Annotated in this window: 18 protein-coding genes; 4 read left to right on the top strand and 14 right to left on the bottom strand. The window is 65.2% G+C overall.

All coding sequences use genetic code 11. The annotated features are described in order from the left end of the window. Window positions 1–85 precede the first annotated feature (85 nt). From ilvD to P353_RS28935, 3 genes are all read left to right on the top strand, one after another. Entirely contained in the window at window positions 86–1,900 is a 1,815-nt protein-coding gene (gene ilvD, locus P353_RS26970) for a dihydroxy-acid dehydratase (protein ID WP_034376488.1), read from the top strand. Between the two features lie 97 nt (window positions 1,901–1,997). Then, entirely contained in the window at window positions 1,998–2,993 is a 996-nt protein-coding gene (locus P353_RS26965) for a Bug family tripartite tricarboxylate transporter substrate binding protein (RefSeq protein WP_034376487.1), read from the top strand. 47 nt (window positions 2,994–3,040) lie between these two features. After that, a complete protein-coding gene (locus P353_RS28935) occupies window positions 3,041–3,187 on the top strand; it encodes a hypothetical protein (RefSeq protein WP_198529176.1) in 147 nt (48 codons plus the stop codon). A 33-nt stretch (window positions 3,188–3,220) separates the two neighbouring features. On the opposite strand, the gene P353_RS26960 is transcribed toward P353_RS28935, so the two are convergent. From P353_RS26960 to P353_RS26950, 3 genes are all read right to left on the bottom strand, one after another. Beyond that, complete coding sequence (locus P353_RS26960) at window positions 3,221–4,081, bottom strand: plasmid replication/partition related protein (protein WP_034376485.1); 861 nt, start codon at window positions 4,079–4,081, stop codon at window positions 3,221–3,223. A gap of 155 nt (window positions 4,082–4,236) precedes the next feature. Then, window positions 4,237–5,625 carry a tRNA 5-hydroxyuridine modification protein YegQ gene (yegQ, locus tag P353_RS26955; protein WP_034376484.1) on the bottom strand — a complete coding sequence of 463 codons (1,389 nt, stop codon included), beginning with the start codon at window positions 5,623–5,625 and terminating at the stop codon, window positions 4,237–4,239. 27 nt (window positions 5,626–5,652) lie between these two features. Then, window positions 5,653–6,558: a LysR substrate-binding domain-containing protein gene (locus P353_RS26950; RefSeq protein ID WP_034376482.1), complete on the bottom strand. Its 906-nt coding sequence runs from the start codon at window positions 6,556–6,558 to the stop codon at window positions 5,653–5,655. A gap of 145 nt (window positions 6,559–6,703) precedes the next feature. Between P353_RS26950 and P353_RS26945 the strand changes: the two genes are divergently transcribed. Then, the gene (locus tag P353_RS26945; RefSeq protein WP_034376619.1) at window positions 6,704–7,462 is read left to right on the top strand and encodes a sulfite exporter TauE/SafE family protein; all 759 of its coding nucleotides are present in this window, start codon (window positions 6,704–6,706) and stop codon (window positions 7,460–7,462) included. Between the two features lie 73 nt (window positions 7,463–7,535). Here P353_RS26945 and prfH read toward each other — a convergent pair whose 3' ends face one another. From prfH to P353_RS26890, 11 genes are all read right to left on the bottom strand, one after another. Further along, window positions 7,536–8,123 carry a peptide chain release factor H gene (gene prfH / locus P353_RS26940; RefSeq protein ID WP_034376480.1) on the bottom strand — a complete coding sequence of 196 codons (588 nt, stop codon included), beginning with the start codon at window positions 8,121–8,123 and terminating at the stop codon, window positions 7,536–7,538. Then, window positions 8,114–9,268, bottom strand: coding sequence for an RNA ligase RtcB family protein (locus tag P353_RS26935; protein ID WP_034376477.1), 1,155 nt, complete (start codon window positions 9,266–9,268; stop codon window positions 8,114–8,116). The genes prfH and P353_RS26935 overlap by 10 nt, the downstream gene beginning before the upstream one ends. A gap of 391 nt (window positions 9,269–9,659) precedes the next feature. Further along, the gene (gene tolA / locus P353_RS26930) at window positions 9,660–10,808 is read right to left on the bottom strand and encodes a cell envelope integrity protein TolA (protein ID WP_034376475.1); all 1,149 of its coding nucleotides are present in this window, start codon (window positions 10,806–10,808) and stop codon (window positions 9,660–9,662) included. Window positions 10,809–10,885: 77 nt separating this feature from the next. Further along, window positions 10,886–11,317: a biopolymer transporter ExbD gene (locus tag P353_RS26925; RefSeq protein ID WP_012839211.1), complete on the bottom strand. Its 432-nt coding sequence runs from the start codon at window positions 11,315–11,317 to the stop codon at window positions 10,886–10,888. A 144-nt stretch (window positions 11,318–11,461) separates the two neighbouring features. Then, complete coding sequence (tolQ, locus tag P353_RS26920) at window positions 11,462–12,166, bottom strand: protein TolQ (RefSeq protein ID WP_003077681.1); 705 nt, start codon at window positions 12,164–12,166, stop codon at window positions 11,462–11,464. Next, the gene (ybgC, locus tag P353_RS26915; RefSeq protein WP_034376618.1) at window positions 12,163–12,561 is read right to left on the bottom strand and encodes a tol-pal system-associated acyl-CoA thioesterase; all 399 of its coding nucleotides are present in this window, start codon (window positions 12,559–12,561) and stop codon (window positions 12,163–12,165) included. The genes tolQ and ybgC overlap by 4 nt, the downstream gene beginning before the upstream one ends. 181 nt (window positions 12,562–12,742) lie before the next feature. Next, window positions 12,743–13,936 (bottom strand): pyridoxal phosphate-dependent aminotransferase, encoded by a 1,194-nt coding sequence (locus tag P353_RS26910; RefSeq protein WP_198529174.1) that lies wholly within the window; start codon window positions 13,934–13,936, stop codon window positions 12,743–12,745. A gap of 207 nt (window positions 13,937–14,143) precedes the next feature. After that, window positions 14,144–14,680 (bottom strand): transcription antitermination factor NusB, encoded by a 537-nt coding sequence (nusB, locus tag P353_RS26905; RefSeq protein WP_034376471.1) that lies wholly within the window; start codon window positions 14,678–14,680, stop codon window positions 14,144–14,146. Then, window positions 14,673–15,146: a 6,7-dimethyl-8-ribityllumazine synthase gene (gene ribH, locus P353_RS26900; protein ID WP_034376468.1), complete on the bottom strand. Its 474-nt coding sequence runs from the start codon at window positions 15,144–15,146 to the stop codon at window positions 14,673–14,675. The genes nusB and ribH overlap by 8 nt, the downstream gene beginning before the upstream one ends. Window positions 15,147–15,161: 15 nt before the next feature. Beyond that, window positions 15,162–16,283: a bifunctional 3,4-dihydroxy-2-butanone-4-phosphate synthase/GTP cyclohydrolase II gene (ribBA, locus tag P353_RS26895; protein ID WP_034376465.1), complete on the bottom strand. Its 1,122-nt coding sequence runs from the start codon at window positions 16,281–16,283 to the stop codon at window positions 15,162–15,164. 501 nt (window positions 16,284–16,784) lie between these two features. After that, the gene (locus P353_RS26890; RefSeq protein WP_003077671.1) at window positions 16,785–17,090 is read right to left on the bottom strand and encodes a 2Fe-2S iron-sulfur cluster-binding protein; all 306 of its coding nucleotides are present in this window, start codon (window positions 17,088–17,090) and stop codon (window positions 16,785–16,787) included. Window positions 17,091–17,388: the final 298 nt, after the last annotated feature.

Below are 17,388 nucleotides of genomic sequence, written 5' to 3'. Positions count from 1 at the left end.
GACGGTTATCGTTCATAAACATGCGGCGAAGTTCCGGCACATTCCTGCAGCCACTGGACTTCATCCCGCTTCCGCTTCTCGCCCCATGAACGATTTCCGCTCCACTGATCCTCAGGCCGCCGCCAACGGCCCCGCTGAACCCTCCGACTCTTGTCCGCCTCCCTCCGCCCCCGGCCTGCGCTCGGCCACCGTGCACCGCGGCACCTTGCGTGCCAGCGCGCGCAGCTTTTTGCATGCGCTGGGCCAGGACGATGAGGAGATCGCACGCCCGCATGTGGGGGTGTTCCATACGGGCGGGGAGATGAGCCCCTGCAATATGAACCTTCGCGACCAGGCCCAGCATGCCAAGACCGGCATCTACGCGGGCGGCGGCATGCCCCACGAGTGCCCCGTGGTCTCGGTCAGCGACGGCCTGACCATGGCGCATTCGGGCATGCGCTTTTCACTGATCTCGCGCGAGCTGATCGCCGACAGCGTGGAGGCCTCGGTGCGCGGCCACCAGTGGGACGGCATCTTTGCCGTGGGTGCCTGCGACAAGAACCTGCCGGGCCTGATGATGGCCATGGTGCGCTGCAATGTGCCCAGCGTCTTCGTGCATGGCGGCTCGGCCCTGCCCGGGCAGATGCCGGGCAGCGTCTCGGGGCGTGATCTCAACGTGGTCGACACCTACGAGACCATCGGCAAGGTGCTGGCCGGCACCTCCACCATGCAGGAGCTGGACACCGTCACACGCTCGTGCCTGCCCTCGGCCGGGGCCTGCGCCGGGCAGTTCACGGCCAACACCATGGGCATGGTCAGCGAGGCCCTGGGCCTGGCGCCCATAGGCTCCAGCATGGTGCCGGCCGTGTTCAGCGAACGCGCGCCGCTGATGCGCCGCGCGGGCCGCCAGCTCATGGAAATGGTCTGGGCCAGCGCCAGGGGCGAGGCCGTGCTGCCGCGCGACATCGTCACGCGCAAGGCCCTGGAAAACGCCTGTGCCGTGGTTTGCGCCACGGGTGGCTCCACGAATGCGGCCCTGCACCTGCCGGCCATCGCGCACGAGGCCGGCATACGCTTTCACCTCGACGACGTGGCCGAGATCTTCGCGCGCACGCCGCTGATCGCCGACCTCAAGCCCGGCGGCCGCTTCCTGGCGCGCGACGTCTACTACATCGGCGGTGCGGCCGTCATCCTGCGCACCCTGCTGGAGCAGGGTCTGCTGCATGGCGATGCGCTCACCTTCACGGGCCGCACGCTGGCCGAGGAGGTGGCCGGTGCCGCCGAGCCCGACGGCGAAGTGGTGCGCAAGGCCGGCAACCCGATCTCGGCCGACGGCGGGCTCACGGTGCTCAAGGGCAATCTGTGCCCGGACGGTGCCCTGCTCAAGACGGCGGGGCTCAAGACCCTGGTGCACCGCGGCCCGGCCCGCGTCTTCGACTCCGAGGAGCAAGCACAGGACGCCGTGCAGGCCATGGCCTACCAGAGCGGCGATGTGCTGGTGATACGCAACGAAGGCCCCAAGGGCAGCCCCGGCATGCGCGAGATGCTGGGCATCACCGCCTTGCTCTACGGCCAGGGCATGGGCGACAAGGTGGCACTGCTCACCGACGGGCGCTTCTCGGGCGCCACGCGCGGCCTGTGCATAGGCTACGCGGGGCCGGAGGCCGCTGACGGCGGGCCGATTGCCGCGCTCCAGGACGGCGACATCATTGCCATCGACGCGCGGGCCGGAGCGCGCAGCATCACGGTGGAGCTCGAGCCTGCCGTCATCTCCGCGCGGCTGGAAGCCGCCAGGGCCAGCCGCGCGCAGCAGCGCCCCCTGGGCGGGCTGCTGGAGAAATACGCGCTGACCGTGCGCCCCGCCCACCAGGGCGCGGTCACGCATTCGGGGGCGGTGACCTGGCTGCGCGACAGCAAGTGATGCGCCCAGAGGCAAAGGCAGCGACCCGGGAGCGTGAAACCACTCCAGGCCCTGACGGACAGATCCAACGACGACTCAAAACACCAAGGAGACTCCTATGAACTTCAACCGCCGCGAATGGCTGCAGACCGCAGGCGCAGGCAGCGCGGGAGCGCTGCTTTCGGGCCTGGGCCTGCCGGCGCTGGCACAGGCGCCGCTCGAGAATCTGAACATCATCACCGGCTTCGCGGCCGGTGGAACCTCGGACGCCATATGCCGCCGCGTGGGCACCAAGCTCGCCGCCTACGCCAAGGCCGTGGTGGTGGAAAACCGCACGGGCGCGGGCGGGCAGATCGCCATCAACTACGTCAAGAGCCGCCCGGCCGATGGCTCGGTGATGCTGCAGACGCCCACCTCCATGCTCACTATCTACCCGCACATCTACAAGAAGCTGGGCTACGACCCCGTGACCGATCTCACGCCCGTCTCCGTGGGCTGTATCTTCGACTTCGGCTTTGCCGTCGGCCCCATGGTGCCCACCAGCGTGACCACCGTGCCCGAGTTCTTTGCCTGGGCCAAGACCCATCCCGACGGCGCCAGCTTCGGTTCGCCCGCTGCGGGCTCCACGCCGCACTTCGTCGGCGCCCTGCTGGGCCAGCAGGCGGGCGTGGACTTCAAGCACGTGGGCTATCGCGGCTCGCAGCCTGCGCTCATGGACATGATGGGTGGCAACATCGCCGCAGTGAGCTGCCCCGTGGGCGACGCCATGCAGCACGCGGCCAGCGGCAAGATGCGCCTGCTGGGCGTGAGCGGTGCCAAGCGCAATCGCTTCATGCCCAAGGTGCCCACCTATACCGAGCAGGGTTACAAGAACATGGCCCACAGCGAGTGGTTCGGCTTCTTTCTGCCGGCCAAGGCCAAGCCCGATCAGGTGGAGCGGCTCAACGCGCAGATGCGCCAGGCCCTGGTCAGCCCCGATGTGGTCGACAGCCTGGCCGTATTCGGTCTGGAGGCCATGTCGTCCTCGCCTGCCGAGCTGGCAGCGCTGATCAAGGACGACCTGGCCAAGTGGGCGCCCATCGTCAAGCAGGTGGGCTTCACGGCCGAGGCCTGATCAACAGCGTCCGGTGGTCTCGGGGCCGTGCCGCCATCTGGCGGCCGGTGCGGTCCCGTCAAACCGCCAGCGGCGATGTGCTGGCCGGCATCAGCGCGGCAGCCACCGAAAATCGCATGCCGCGCGAACGCCTGCGCAGGGTCGTGCAGCTCATGCGCCAAAGCCTGCGCGCCCATGGCTTCGACGCGCTCTGAGCGGCAGGCAGAGCCCATCGCAGCTGGCGCGCCTTAACCCTGTTCTGCCAGCAGGTCCTGCAAGGTCTTGACCTGCAGGCGCAGGCGCTCGTTCTCGGCCTCCAGCTCGGTGACGCGGGCCTGCAGCTCTTCGGGGCTGGCGGCTGGCGCGGCTTCTGCCGATTCTTCGGCTTCGGGCTTGGCGGCCTTGGGCTTTTTCTTGGCATCGCGCACGCGCTTGGCGGCCTGCTTGAGCGCATCGGCGCCTTCGGCGGCCACGGCCTGCTGCTCTTCCTCAGGCAGGGTGGCGACCACGGCAGCGGCGTTGAGCGAGAGCTCACCGGCCTTGACCGCGGCCACGACTTCGGGCGCGGCCTTTTCCTGGATCGTCTCGATCATCTTGACCTGGCCGGCCGACAGGCGGGCGGCGCGGGCCAGGGCTTCACGCGTGTCCAGCGCTTCGTCGGGCACCTTGGCCACGCTGGCCAGGGCCTGGGCCACCACGGGGTCGGTCTCGCCTTCCCAGGGGGCTTGCTCGCCTTCAGCCTGGGAGGCCTTGGCAGCGTTCACGGCAGCGGCTGCCGCAGCGCGTCGCTCGGCAATGATCTCGCGCTTGCGCAGCGCCAGCACGCCGCGCTGGAAGTCGGAGACCGAGCGGCGGCCCAGATGCTGGTCGATCATCCACAGATGCACGTCGTCCATGTTCTTGAACTGCGTGGCCTGCACGGTGTTGAAGGGCAGGTCGTGCTTGCGGCAGATGCCGTAGCGGTTGTGGCCGTCGATGAGCAGATCGCCCCAGACCACCAGGGAGTCGCGGCAGCCTTCGGCGAGGATGCTGCGCTCCAGCGATTCGTGCTCGTCCGGGGTCAGAGGGTCGATATAGGCCTTCAGGCCTTCGTCAATCTTCAGTTCCATGTGTGTTCTTTAAATTGAGGAGCTGCTTGCGCTTTTTGGCATTCGTTTTCAGCATGAAATCAATGTGAATTCGTTAGAAGACGAGCGAAAGCAGCTATAGATAAAAGAGCAACGCCCCAGCGAATGGGGCGTTGGAAAAGCAAAGCCGCTCGAGCTTACAGCAGACGCGAAATCAGCGCACCTTCCACAGGGCCTTCCAGCGGAATGCGCACGCGCACGGGGTTGCCTTGTGCGACTTCCACGGGCTGGCCTTCGAGGTTGAACATCTTCTCCAGCTTGACTTGGCGGTTGCCCTGGGGATGAATCACTTCGATGGTGTCGCCCACGGCGAAACGGTTCATGGTTTCAATCTCGGCCATGCCGTCGGCGTAGCCGCGCACCGCGCCCACGAAGTGGCTGCGCTGCAGCACGCTGTGGCCGGTTTCGTAGTTCTGGTAGTCGTTGGCAGGGCGGCGCTCCAGCAGGCCGCCGGTATAGCCGCGGTTGGCTAGGCCTTCGAGCTCGGTGATCAGGTGCGGGTTGAACGGGCGCCCGGCCACGGCGTCGTCGATGGCGCGGCGGTAGGTCTGGGCCGTGCGGGCCACGTAGTACAGGCTCTTGGTGCGGCCTTCGATCTTGAGCGAGTCCACGCCGATCCTGGTCAGGCGCTCCACATGCTCCACGGCGCGCAGGTCCTTGGAGTTCATGATGTAGGTGCCATGCTCATCTTCCATGATGGGCATCATCTCGCCGGGGCGGCCTTTTTCCTCGAGCAGATAGATGGCATCGGCCTTGGGATGGCGCTGCTGGTCGCCGCAGGTGCTGGTGAACTGGTTGTCCAGATCGTTCTTGGCTTCTTCGAAGTTGAAGCCGTTCTCCATGGTCTGGCCCAGCGCCTCGCCGGTGTTGGGGTCCACGGCCGCGTCATGCGTCTTGTAGTCCCAGCGGCAGGCGTTGGTGCAGGTGCCCTGGTTGGGGTCGCGGCGGTTGAAGTAGCCCGACAGCAGGCAGCGCCCCGAGTAGGCGATGCACAGCGCGCCGTGCACAAACACTTCCAGCTCCATGTCGGGGCATTCCTGGCGGATCTTCTCGATCTCGTCCAGGCTCAGCTCGCGCGACAGGATGATGCGCGAGACGCCCATCTTCTGCCAGAACTTCACGGTGGCGTAGTTGGTGGTGTTGGCCTGCACGGACAGGTGGATTTCCTGCTCGGGCCATTTTTCCTTGACCATCATGATGAGCCCGGGGTCGGCCATGATCATGGCGTCGGGCTTCATGGCGATGATGGGCTCGATGTCGCGCAGATAGGTGCGCACCTTGTCGTTGTGCGCAATCAGATTGCTGGTCAGGAAGAACTTCTTGCCGCGTGCATGCGCCTCGGCAATGCCCTGGCCGATCTGCTCCAGGCGGAATTCGTTGTTGCGCGCGCGCAAGCTGTAGCGCGGCTGGCCGGCGTAGACGGCGTCGGCACCAAAGTCGTAGGCGGCGCGCATCTTGTCGAGCGAGCCGGCAGGCAGCAGCAGTTCGGGGGCTTTGAGGGTCATGATGGCGCTATTGTCCCGCATAGCGCTTTTCACCGTGGCTTGCTAAGGCTACGCGGTCTGTAGCAGCTGCGCGTGCAGCTGCCGCGCAGGCAATGACAGCGATGCGGTGGCGGCGGGCGTGCACAGCAGCAGCTGGCGCTGCGCCCAGGCGTCGGACAGCGGCACGGCCGCCACGCCAGTGGCGCCACCGTGGCGCTGCACGGCGGCCAGCGGCAGCACGGCAATGCCCACGCCCTGGCCCACGAGCTGGCACAGACCTTCGAAATGCTGCAGCTGGACCTGCATGCGCAGCAGCCTGTCATTGATCCGCAAGGCCTGTTTCTGCAGCAGCTGCTGCAGGGCGGATTCGCGCGGCAGGCCGACCCAGCTCTCGTGCAGCAGCTCGGCCAGCGAAAGGTGCGCGCGCCCGGCCAGTGCATGGCCCAGCGGCAATGCGGCGGCCAGCGGGTCCTGCCTCCAGGGCTGGCAGTGCAGGCCTGCCAGGGCGCTGCTGTCTTCGGCATCCCAGGCGGCCACGCCGATATCGCACAGGCCCTGGCGCAGTCCGGCCAGCACTTCGCTGCTGGGGCATTCCTGCAGCTCCAGTGCAATCTGTGGGTGCTGGCGCAGAAAGCCGCTGACGGCCAGCGGCAGATGCTCGCGCACGGCCGAGGTATTGCCGCGCAAACGTATCTGCCCGGCCAGGCCGGCGCCGAATTCGCCCATGGCTCCGCGCAGCAGCTGCATCTGGCTGAGCACCTGGCGCGCATGCTGGCCCAGGGTGTGGCCTGCAGCCGTTGGCTGCACGCCGCGTGCCTTGCGAATGAGCAGTGCCGTGCCCAGAAGCGCCTCCATGCCGCGCACGCGCTCGCTGGCCGAGGCCAGCGTGAGATGGCTGCGCTGTGCCGCTGCCGTCAGCGTGCCGCTGTCGAGGATGTGCACAAACAGCTGGAGGTCGGTCAGGTCAAAGCGCATGGGGTCAAGCCTAAGGTTTGTACGAAGTCTGGATTTGAATAATCCCGTTGGTAAAGCGTTCTGTATCGAAGGATTATCAGGGCCATGCAAGAGAAAAATGGATCTTGCCGGTGTCTAAAGGTTCGGATGATACGAAGGATTGATGATGTGGAACGAAGGCTGGATGGCTGCGGCAGCCATTGCCGTGTTTGGACTGGCAGGTTGTGTCAAGGGCGTGGTGGGTCTGGGCCTGCCCACGGTTTCCATGGCCTTGCTGGCGGTGTTCATGCCGCCTGCGCAGGCGGCGGCCTTGCTGCTGTTGCCGTCGCTGGTGACGAATCTGGTGCAGATGCGGCCTGTGGCGGGTTTGCGGCCCATGCTGCAGCGTCTGGGCTGGATGCAGCTGGGCATCGTGCTGGGCACGCTCGGAGGCGTGGCCCTTTGGGGCGGAGTCGGCAGCCTGCCTGCGGCCAGGCCGGCCCTGGGTCTGGCGCTGGTGATGTATGCCCTGTGGGGGCTGTCGGGTCTGCGCTGGCAGACGCCGCTGCCGCACCAGGCCTGGCTGGGGGCGGTATGCGGCCTGCTGACGGGCGCCATCACGGCGGTGACCGGTGTCTTTGTCGTGCCAGCCGTGGCTTTTTTGCAGTCGCTGGGCCTGTCCCGTTTCGCACTCATGCAGGCCATGGGCCTGTGCTTTACCACCTCCACGCTGGCCCTGGGGGCCGGTTTGCTCTGGCAAGGACAGGGCCTGGGTGCGCAGGCGCAGGAGATGGGGCTGGGACTGCTGGCTTCGGCCCTGATGCTGATTCCGGCTCTGGCCGGCATGCACTGGGGCGAGCTGCTGCGCGAGAAACTCTCGCCCGAGCTTTTCCGGAAGCTGCTGATGCTCAGTCTTCTGGCCCTGGGGGGCTATCTGTGCTTCTGAGTGGTCGGGGCCACAGCGACATTGCCGCCGCCCCTGCGTTCGGGAGGCGGGCGGCAATGTCGTCACGGGGCGCTTACAGGCGGAAGACCTTGACGGCCTGGCCGCGCTCGACTTCCCAGTGCTGCTGGCTGCGCAGGCGCTGCGCCTGCCCCTCGCTGCGCGCATTGTGCTGCGCCAGCTTGATGGCCAGCAGCTCGCGCGCCAGTCGCTTGTTGGCATGCTGGCTGCGCTCGCTCATGACCTTGACGGCAATCCCGCTGGGCACATGCAGGGCATGGACGGCCGAGTCCGTGGTGTTGACATGCTGGCCGCCCTTGCCCGAAGCCTTGCAGGACTGGAACAGGATCTCGCCGTCCATGGCCAGTTGGCGCGGCGGCTCGCAGCGCTGCACGGCGACGAACCAGTTCTTGCGCGGATGCCGCGGCCGAAAGGGGCTGGCGAAGATCCACTGGATGGTGCCCAGCCATTCGCGCAGGGCGGGCGTCTCGCGCTCGCAGCGCAGCAGTACCGACCTGTAGCCGGCCGGGGTGCGGGACTCCTCCAGCACCTCGACGGCCAGGTCCTCGGCCGCGCAGGCCTGCAGCAGCTTGCGCAGCGTCAGCTGCAGCGCGTACTCGCACTCGGCAGGGCCATGGGCGGAGCTCAGTTGCATCAGCAGCATTGCATGCCCCCCTTCTTGTAGGTCAGCAGGGGCTTGAGACGCGCGACAAGCTCCACCAGGCCGGCTTGCTGCAGGCTGGCGACCACGGAGTCCACATCCTTGTAGGCCTGGGGGGCCTCCTCGTAGACCAGCTCGCGGTCCGCGCAGACCACGGCGCTGCCGAAGCGCGTGCGCAGCAGCTCGTCCAGCGTGAAGCGGGGCCGCAGCCGGCCCATGCAGTCCGTGCGCGCCCATTTGCGGCCGGCGCCGTGGGCCAGCGAATCCAGGGCCTCGTGCCGCCCGGCGACGGGCCGCACCAGATAGCTGTAGTCGCCGCGCGAGCCCGGAATGACGACCAGACCCCGGTCCGCCGGCGTGGCGCCCTTGCGGTGCAGAAAGCCGTCCTGGCCCTGCCAGTGGTGGGGCAGCACATGGTTGTGCGTGATGTCGAGCACGGCCTCGCCCTGGGTGCGGATCGCACGCAGCAGGCGCTGGGCGATGCTGCGGCGGTTGAGCTGGGCATAGTCGATGGCGGCATCGTGCTGCAGCAGGTATTGCCGTGCGGCTTCGCTGCCGGCGGCCAGACCGTCGTGGCTGAAGCGCTGCACATGCTCACGCAGGATGGAGCCGCCAAGGCCGCGCGAGCCGCTGTGCACCATGAGGTGCACGCGCTTTTTGTCGAGCGCGCCTTCCTCATAGAGGGTCTCGACCTGCTGCAGTTCGGCAAAGTGGTTGCCGCCGCCGATGGTGCCCAGACTCTGCAGCAGATAGGCCAGATCGGCGACACCGCTGGTCTGCGCGATCTGCTGCAACTGCTCCATGTCCGCGGTCTCCAGCAGTTCCTGGGGCAGAGGGCCGTCGATATTGCCCACGGCTTTTTCGAGCTTGGCGCCCGAAGTCCTGTGCACGGCCAGGCTGGTCGCGTACAGGGACATGCCGCAGCCTATGTCGCCGCCGACCAGGGCCGGGTAGAAGCGTTCTGTCGAGAAGAAGGCCGCGCCCACGGGATAGCCCCGGCCCGGATGCAGGTCGGGAAGACCCACTGCGGCGCGGATGCCGTCCAGATTGGCGGCGGTGGTGTGAAGTTGCTGGATGGCAGCGTCCTCGATCCAGACGCTGCGGTTGGCGAACACCTTGATATAGGTGTCCGAAAAAGAATTGCCCATGAATGGCCCTTGGTCGAATGCATGAAATCAGCGATGGGGCAGTCGCGACATGCTCGGCCAGGAGGCATCCGGGAATTCACGCGCAGCGCAAAGCCTGACTCCATGTTGTTCCATGGGCCGGCCAGGGTCTGCAGCGTGGCGGGAAGCGCTAGAAGGCTTTAGGCGTGCACGACTGCAAAGGGATTTGTCGTCTGGGACATGGCTCTCTCCTTTGCGTGAGTGGGTGAGGCGCGCAATCCTGCATGGAGTGCGGCAAAGAAAGGCATGCTATGGACTGGCGGGCGGCGGCGCAAGCCGTGCAGCTCGGTGCGTTGCGGAATGGCCACAAGTAAAAAAGCCCCGAAGGCCATGCCTGCGGGGCTTGGGGGACAGCGCGGGGAGCAGTCCCGCGTCAGTCCTGGGGTCTGAAGCCTATGACCAGATCCGAGGGCACCTTGCCGTCGATATCGCGCGGCAGCTTGTCGGTCTTGTGCAGGGCGCGGACCACGGCCTCATCCCAGGCCGCGTTGCCGCTGGACTTGGAGATCGTGGCACTGGTGATGGTGCCGTCCGGTGCCGTGCGCACGCGAACCTCGGCACGCGGATTGCCGCTGACCGCATCGGGGTAGACGATGTTGGGCTTGACGCGCGCTGCCACTTTGGCCGCATAACCCGCCGAGGGACCGCCGCTGGCACTGCTGCCCGCACCGCCCGTGCGGCTGCCGCCGCTGCCGGACTGATCGCTGCCGCCGGAGCCGCCGGCCAGCCCTTGCAGGCGTGCCAGCTCGGCCTTGCGGCGATCATCGGCTGCCTTGGCATCCCTGGCGTCCCTGGCCGCCTTCTCCTTGGCTTCCTTGGCTGCTTTTTCCTTGTCGGCCTTTTCCCTGGCAGCCTTGTCCTTGGCAGCTTTCTCGGCTTTCTCTTTCTCAGCCTTTTCCGCTTTTTCCTTATCGGCCTTGTCCTTGGCCGCCTTGTCGGCCTTTTCAGCCTTTTCCTTTTTCTCGTGCTCGAGCTTTTCCTTGCGTTCCTTTTCGGCTTTTTCAGCCTTCTCGGCCTTTTGCTTTTCCAGCTGCGCCTTTTCGGCCTTTTCCTTTTCGGCCTTGTCCTTCTCGGCTTTTTCCTTGCGCTCTTTTTCCCGCTGTTCGCGCGCTTCCTGCTCGGCCTTTTCCTTCTTCAGCTGCTCCTGCTTTTTCTTTTTGGCCAGGGCAATCTCGGCCTCATGATCGTCGTCAGGGGCTTGGACCTTGGGGGCAGGAGCAGGAGGAGGCAGCGGTGCCACCACGGGCTCCGGCGGAGGAGGTGGCGGCTCGGGAGCCGGGGCTGGCTCCGGCGTGGGCTCCGCAGCGGCAGGCGGCGGTGTCACGGCGGCTGCGGAAGCCGGGGCGGAGCTGCTCCAGACCTCGGCTTCGACCATGGCTTCGTCGGCTTCCTTGGGGGGGCGCACCGTCCACAGCAGGGCCGCGATCAGCAACCCGTGCGCGGCCAGGGCGAGCGACCATGAGCGCGCCCGGCCTTTGGGGCGGGGCGGGGCAAATTGATCGCGATCTTGCTGGTTAGGCATGGTGAATTGGTGGTCTGCGCGGGCTACGGCTTCAAGACATCAAAGTCGCGGCTGGCGGCAGAGCTTCATGTAGGGGGTCAATTGCTGGAAGAGGAAACGACGCCGAAGGCTATGCGCTTGACGCCAGCCTTGGACAGCGTGGTGTGCGCCTTCATGACGTCGTCAAAAGGCAGACCCTTGTCGGCGATGATCTGGATGGCGCTGTCCTCGCCCTGGCCTTGCTGCCAGGACTGGGCCAGACCCTTGAGGTCGTCGAGCTTGATGGTCTGGGTGTTGCTGCCGTTCTTGAACTGGATGCTGCCATCCTTGTCGAGCAGCACATAGGCAATGTTCTTGGTCGGTGGGCGCGAGGACTTGCCTGCGCTGGGGACGTTGATGGAGCCGGGCGTGAGCATGGGGGCCGTCACCATGAAGATGATGAGCAGCACCAGCATCACGTCGATGAAGGGCACCATATTGATTTCGTTGACGGTGCGGCGATTGCGACCGCGTGAACTCATGGCTGGCATGGATCACACTCCTTACAAATAGGCTGCTTGGCGCGCAGCCGTCCTGCTTGTGCAAGTTTCAATCCAGAGGCGCAGTGCAAAGGCCCGCGGGCCTTGTGCCCTGTCAAGGCCAGAGGCCTGAAGCGACTCGGGAACAGTTTCATCTCAATGGCCGGAGGCGGAGCCGCTGGCGGTGGAGCCGACATTGCGCTGCAAGATATTGGAGAACTCCTCGATGAAGGTCTCCTCCTGGCTGGCGATGCGGTCGATGTGGTGGGCGTAGCGGTTATAGGCCGTCACGGCGGGGATGGCCGCAAACAGACCCATGGCGGTGGCGACCAGGGCTTCGGCAATGCCGGGGGCCACGGTGGCCAGCGTGATCTGCTCCATGTTGGCAAAGCCGGTGAAGGCGTGCATCACGCCCCACACGGTGCCGAACAGGCCGACGTAGGGCGAGACCGAGGCCACGGTGCCGAGAAAGGACAGGCCGGATTCGATCTCGTCGAGTTCGCGCTGAAAGCTCGCGCGCATGGCTCGGCGCGTGCCGTCCATCAGCGTGGCGACATCGCCGATGCGGCGCTCGCGCAGCTTCTGGTACTCGCGCATGCCACTGGCAAAGATGCGCTCCATGGGGCCGCCGGTCTTGGCGTTCTGCGCGGCAGAGGCGTAGAGGTCGTTGAGACTGGTGCCCGACCAGAAGTCCTGCTCGAAGTTGTCGTTGAGCGAGCGCACGCGCTTCAAGGTCTGGGCCTTGCGGAAAATGGTGGCCCAGCTCGCTATGGATGCGATCACCAGGATCAGCATGACCAGTTGCACCACCCAGCTGGCCTGCATGATGAGGCTGAGGATGGACATGTCTTGGGAGTTCATGAAAGTTGCTCCAGGATATGGTTCGGAATTCTCGCGGGGCGCATGGTTGTGCCATCCACCCATCCAATTCGGATGGAGCCCGTGCACAGTGGCGTGGGCTCTTGGGCTTGACTGTTGGAGTGGACCAGCAGCGCCTGCTGCTCGATTGTGAGCGAAGCGCGGCCGGCACTTTTCAAGCTAGCGGTAACAAAGAGTTGGTCATCGAGTCGGGCCGGGTGCAGATATTCAAGCTGCGCAGACGTTACGACAAAGATGCCGCCGGTTTGTTCCCGCAGCTTTTGCTGGGCGATGCCCAGCGAGCGCAACCACTCGGTGCGGGCACGCTCGAAGAACTTCAGATAGTTGGCATAGAACACGACGCCGCCCGTGTCGGTGTCTTCCCAGTAGACGCGCATCGGGAAAGCGAATCTCCCCTGAGCAACTGCGTTGCTTTCCCTCGCAGGGCACCCCCCAAGGGGGACGATGCCTTCGCTGGGGCAGCCCATGCTGCGAGGCGGCTCTTGCTTGGCATCACGGGCTTGGGGGGCGTCAGTTTCCGGTGCCAGGGATTCCTGCGTGCTCTGTGTCATCACTGTTTTAGGCAAGAAGCTTCTTCAGACGTGCAATCGCTTCTTGCAGCTGCTCCATGGAGCTGGCGGTGGAAAAGCGCACATAGTTCGCCGTCTCGGCCTGACCAAAGTCGCGGCCGGGGGTGATGGCCAGGTGTGCCTGGTTCATCAGCGCATAGGCAAAGTCCCAGCTGCCCTTGACCCCGAGCTTTTCGGCGGCAGCGCGGCAGTCGGCCCAGGCGTAGAAGGCGCCGTCGGGCTTGACGGGCACGGGCAGGCCGATCGATTCGAGAGCCGGGATGAAATAGTCGCGGCGCGCCTTGAACTCGGCGCGGCGGCGTTCGTATTCGGCAATGCTTTCGGGCTCGAAGCAGGCCAGGGCCGCATATTGCGACACGGTGCTGGCGCAGATGAACAGATGCTGGGCCAGCATCTCGATGGGCGCGACCAGCGATTCGGGCACCACCATCCAGCCCAGGCGCCAGCCCGTCATATTGAAGTATTTGCTGAAGCTGTTGATGGAGATGATGTCGTCGCCCAGCTTCAGGGCCGATTGGCCGAAGGCTTCGTCATGCGACAGGCCCAGATAGATTTCGTCGACGATGGTCAGCCCGCCTTTGGCGCGCACGACTTCGTGAATGCGACGCAGCTCGTCGGGCGCAATCGAGGTGCCCGTGGGGTTGGAGGGCGAGGCCAGCATCACGCCGCGCGTGCGCTCGCCCCAGGCCGCTTCGACCTTGGCAGCGCTGAGTTGAAAGCGCTCTGCCGCCGAGGAGGGGATGAGCACCGGCTTGCCCTCGGCCGCCGAGACAAAGTGCCGGTTGCAGGGGTAGCTGGGGTCGGGCATCAGCACCTCGTCGCCGTCGTCGATCAGTGCCAGGCAGGCCAGCTGCAGCGCGGCCGAGGCGCCGGCCGTGACGATGATGCGGCGCGCCGGCACGTCCACGCCGAAGCGGCTGGCGTACCAGGCGCTGATGCGCTCGCGCAGCTCGGGCAGGCCCGGTGCCTGGGTGTATTGCGTGCGGCCTGCGCGAATCGCGCGTTCTGCGGCTTCCTGCACCAGGGGCGGGGCGCTGAAGTCCGGCTCGCCGATGTTCAGATAGATCATGGGCGTGCCGCTGGCGCTGGACTGGCGGGCCACTTCCTGCGCGTGCTTGGCCATTTCCATGACGTAAAAAGGCTCGATGCGTTGGGCGCGGCGGGAAAGCTCGATGGCGGACATGGACGACGTTATTCTTTCAATCAATCAGCGTTCGGGTGCAGCCTGGTGCCGGTGGATGCAGCCGGTGCAGCAGCCTTGCGCCCATAAAAAAACTGCAACCAGCCAGCCGGTGCACGATAGCACCTGCGGCCCTGTTGCAGTATTTGCATTGACTATGCATGTGGCGCCAGCAGGGCCGCGCAGGCACGGCGCTGCAGCTCAAGCGGTTCAGCTGGCAGACTTGTTGGCGCGGTCATGCGCCACTTCGGCGCTGCGCATCTCGGGAGCCAGTCCGTTGAGCACGGCGTTGACATACTTGTGACCGTCGGTGCCGCCAAATTCCTTGGCCAGCTCGATGCACTCGTTGAGCACCACGCGCCAGGGCACGTCGGGGCAGTTCTGGAACTCGTAGACGCCAATCCACATGCAGGCATGTTCGATGGGCGAGATCTCGGTCAGGCCGCGATCGAGCTTGGGCGTGATCAGTGCATCCAGTGCAGCTTCGTTTTCCACGCAGCCGCGCAGCAGTGCATCGTAGTGCACCACGTCGGCCTTGTGAAAGCCGGCCAGATCGCGCGTGAAGCGGTCGATGTCGAGCACCTCATTGCGGCCCACGATGTGCTGGTACAGGCCTTGCAGTGCGAACTCGCGTGCGCGGCTGCGATTGGATTTGGAGCCCGCCTTGCGTGCGCCGGTGCTGGTCAGGCCGGTGCGCTTCTGGGGAGTACGGCGCGAGCCGGACTCGCTGGATTGTTCTTCACTCATGATCGTCGTAGGAGTTGAGCAGGTTGGCCATTTCCACGGCGACGCGGGCTGCGTCGCGGCCCTTCTCGACCTGGCGGGCAATGGCTTGCTCCATGTTTTCAGTGGTGATGATCGCGTTGGCGATCGGCAGTCGGTAGTCCAGGCTCAGACGTGTCACGCCCGCGCCCGATTCGTTGGCTACCAGCTCGAAGTGGTATGTCTCCCCACGGATGATGCAGCCCAGCGCCACCAGGGCGTCGTACTGATCGGTGTCGGCCAGTGTCTGCAGCGCCACGGGCACTTCGAGTGCGCCGGGGACTGTGACATGGTCGATGTTCTCGCTCTTCACACCCAGTGCCAGCAGCTCGTCGCGGCAGGAGGCAAACAGGGTGTTGGTAATGCTTTCGTTGAAGCGTGCCTGCACGATGCCGATCTTCAGCTCGGCGCCGTTGAGGTTCTGGCCTTGGCCTTTTTCTGCGTTTTGCATCTGGTGTTCCGTCTCTTATTCTTTGGGGATGTAACCCGTGATTTCCAGGCCGTAGCCTGCCATGCTGGGCATGCGGCGGGGTTGGCCCATGAGGTGCATCTTGCTCACGCCCAGCTCGCGCAGGATTTGCGCGCCCACGCCATAGGTGCGCAGATCCATGCGGCCGCGCTCGGGCGCCTGGGCCGAACGGGCCTTGCCTTCGAATTGGGTCAGCAACTGCTCGCCGGACTCGCTGCAGTTGAGCAGCACAGCCACGCCCTGGCCATTGCCGTTGATGTACCTGAGGCTCTCGTCCAGGCACCAGGAATGCTGGTTGCGGCCGATTTCGAGCGCATCGAGCACCGACAGTGGCTCATGCACGCGCACGGGCACGGTGGTGTCGGGCTGCCATTCACCCTTGACCAGTGCCAGATGCACGGAGCCGCTGGGCACGTCGCGGAAGGCATGGGCGATGAATTCGCCATGGACCGTCTGCATGGGGCGGCTGCCCACTTTCTGCAGCAGCGATTCGTTGCGGCTGCGGTATTCGATGAGGTCGGCAATCGTGCCGATCTTGATGCCATGCTCGGCGCAGAACAGTTGCAGATCGGGCAGGCGGGCCATGGTGCCGTCGTCCTTCATGATCTCGCAGATCACGGCCGAGGGCGTGCAGCCTGCCAGCGCGGCCAGATCGCAACCGGCCTCGGTATGACCGGCGCGCATGAGCACACCGCCGTCCACGGCCTGCAGCGGGAAGATATGGCCGGGCTGCACCAGATCGCTGGGCTGGCTGTTCTTGTTCACGGCCACCTGGATGGTGCGCGCGCGGTCGGCAGCCGAGATGCCGGTGGTCACGCCTTCGGCGGCTTCGATGGAGATCGTGAAGGCCGTGCTGTACACGGTGCCGTTGCGCGCGGCCATGGGAGGCAGCTTGAGGAATTCGCAGCGCTCGCGCGTCAGCGTCAGACAGATCAGGCCACGGCCGAAGCGGGCCATGAAGTTGATGGCCTCCGCTGTGACATGGTCGGATGCCAGAACCAGATCGCCTTCGTTCTCGCGGTCCTCTTCGTCAACGAGAACGACCATGCGGCCGGCACGCATTTCCGCCACGATTTCTTCGACGGGCGAGATGGGCACGGGTTGGAGGGAGCTGTTCATGGAATGCCTTCTTGGACGTGAACTGGAGGCGATGCACTGCAGTCGGCGGCTGGCGCATGACACGCACCAGTGAGGCATTGCCGACGCCGCCAGGGGCGCAGGCAGGACTTCCAAAGAACGTGTGAGGCGGGGGCCGCCTGGGCGGAGCCGCTTTCTGCAGGGCAGGGCCTTGCGGAAAGCGCTCATTCTATTGCAGAGCGGGCTTTGAGCGCGCGAGCCGACCCTGAAACCATGATGCAGTGCAAGAACCGGACGCAGTTCCGATGCGCGGCATTGAGCAAGAGCCGCACGGGCGAGGGCTGTTGCGCTGCCATGCTATGGCAGCGTGAGCTTTGACCCCGAACTGCCCTGAAACCATGATCCGGTACAGAAATTGGACGGATTTCAAATATGGGGCATCAACAAGCAAGGGCCTAGGCGGCCCCGCCGCCCCGCAGCATGGGCTGCCCGAGCAATGATGCCGTCCCCCTTGGGGGAAGCGGCAAGGCGGCTCAGAGTGGCTTACAGATACTCATGATCCTTGAGCACCACATCGCTGTCGGGGTAGGCGCAGCAGGGCAGCACATAGCCTTCGGCCTGTTCCTCGCTCGTCACGCCCGGCCACTCGATGTCGTAGTGCACGCTGCCCGATACCAGCTGTCCCATGCAGGTGCGGCAGGTGCCGTTGCGGCAGGAGCTGGGCCAGTTCACGCCGCCGCTCTCCAGCGAGTCCAGCAGCGACTGGTCGGCCCAGGCATCGACCTGCTGGCCGCTGGGCTCACACTTGGCGATGAAGAAGGGAGGGGCAAATGCGGAGTCGTTGGACATGAGGCGCTGTGGTGATTCTTTGCAAAACCCGTTGTTGTAGCCGGTTTGCCAAGGCCGTGGGTCCGGTGCGGGTTGCCTGTTTTTTCAGCGCTGGGGAATGAGCTGTTTGAAATCAACGACTTGCCTGACTTATTCATGGTGCGGGTGCAGTTGTTCACAAGGATGTCCAGCGTAGGACGGGATAAGTGGCTGGCTGTCGGAAGGGATCTGATCAAAAAATAGGCATTTTGAAAAATTCTCGATAAATCAGTAGCTTGAGCCATTGCTGCAAAAGCTATTCAGGCTTGTCCACAGGCTT

Origin of the sequence: Comamonas testosteroni, assembly GCF_000761245.1 — a bacterium.
Taxonomy (GTDB): domain Bacteria; phylum Pseudomonadota; class Gammaproteobacteria; order Burkholderiales; family Burkholderiaceae_C; genus Comamonas; species Comamonas testosteroni_C.
This window is presented reverse-complemented; position numbering and strand designations above follow the sequence as displayed.